The sequence below is a fragment of the Mycobacterium sp. 050128 genome, assembly GCF_036409155.1.
Taxonomy (GTDB): domain Bacteria; phylum Actinomycetota; class Actinomycetes; order Mycobacteriales; family Mycobacteriaceae; genus Mycobacterium.
On sequence record NZ_JAZGLW010000033.1, the window covers coordinates 1 to 1520 of the forward strand.

The window sequence follows — 1520 nt, forward strand, 5'->3', positions numbered from 1 at the left end:
CTAGACGGTATGGAGGCGACTTGAGGCCGAAGGCCTCGGGCTGCAATTGGACGTGGGTTGCCGGTGGCGGGTGAACACTCGCTCCGGTAGAGCCACAGTTGCAGATCAGGAGGCCTCCGGTGAGTTTCAACGGTACGAGTGTTGGGTTGGATGTGCACGCACTTTCGGTGGTTGCGCATGCCGTCGATGAGGAGACAGGCCGTGTCGAGCGGGCACGGTTGTGCCCGGATCACGGTGAGATCGTTGGGTGGTTGGGCCGGTTGCGCGCTCCGGTGCGCGTGGCCTATGAGGCCGGGCCCACCGGATTCGGGTTGGCTCGGGCATTGGCTGATGCCCAGATCGATTGCATGGTCGCGGCGCCGTCGAAGTTGATCCGTCCGCCCGGGGATCGGGTCAAGACCGATGCCCGCGACGCCGCGCATCTGACCCGGTTGCTGCGCCTGGGTGAGATCACCGCGGTTACTGTGCCTGAGCGCGATGTGGAGGCGGCCCGGGATCTGGTGCGGGCCCGTGAGGATGCCCGGGCGGATCTGATGCGGATGCGCCATCGACTGTCCAAACTGCTGCTGCGTCAGGGGCGGGTGTATTCGGGTGGACAGGCCTGGACTGGGGTGCACGAGATCTGGTTGCGACGCCAGCGTTTCGACAACGCTCACACCGCGGCGGCTTTTGATCACCATTTCGGTGCCGTCCTGAATGCCACCGCAGCCCGAGATCGCCTCGATGAGCAGATCATTGAGGTCGCGGCGTTGCCCCTGTTCGCCGACATGGTCAATCGGCTGGGCTGTCTGCGCGGGATCTCGGCGCTGACCGGGCTGGCGCTGACGGTGGAGATCGGCGATTGGACCCGGTTCACCGGTGCCTCGATCGGCGCTTATGTCGGCCTGGTTCCCACCGAATTTTCCTCGGGAGCATCACGGGTGCAGGGATCGATCACCAAAGCCGGTAACGCCCACGTGCGCAGGTTGTTGATTGAGGCGGCTTGGCATCACCGGGCCTCCTACCGCAACCCTGGCCCGACGATGCGGGCCCGCTGGGCCAAGGTCGACCCCGCCCTCAAGGCACGTGGGCACGCCGGCAATCGCCGTCTGCATCAGCAGTGGTGCCGCTTTAACGAACGCAAGAAGAACCGCGTCGTGGCCAACGTCGCCATCGCCCGCGAGCTCGCCGGCTGGTGCTGGTCACTGGCCACGCTGGAGTAGTCACACCCCATGATGACTTGATCGGCATCAGCGTCGGCCACGGCGAGGTAAGCGAACTGGATCTGCGTTACAACTATGAGCCACAAAAGCATTCGACAGATTGCCGACGTGACGCCCGTCGCTAGAGAGCAGCCACCGTTCGCGCCGAACCATCGTCTTGCGGTACCCAACCCGCGCATATCAGTCTGACACCAACCGTCGTTGACCAACGACCGCCACGAACCGAGCTGACACCGATCAAACGAAAGCCGCCCCGGACCAACCGGGGCGGCTTTCACCTGCCTCTTGACAAAGAATGCCTACATATCAGTTGTACTG

1 protein-coding gene is annotated in these 1520 nt (G+C 63.9%); it reads left to right on the plus strand.

Annotated elements, in window-relative coordinates:
- Positions 1 to 119 precede the first annotated feature (119 nt).
- Positions 120 to 1202, plus strand: a complete 1083-nt coding sequence (locus SKC41_RS31705) for an IS110 family transposase (RefSeq protein WP_197690737.1) — start codon at positions 120 to 122, stop codon at positions 1200 to 1202.
- Positions 1203 to 1520 lie beyond the last annotated feature (318 nt).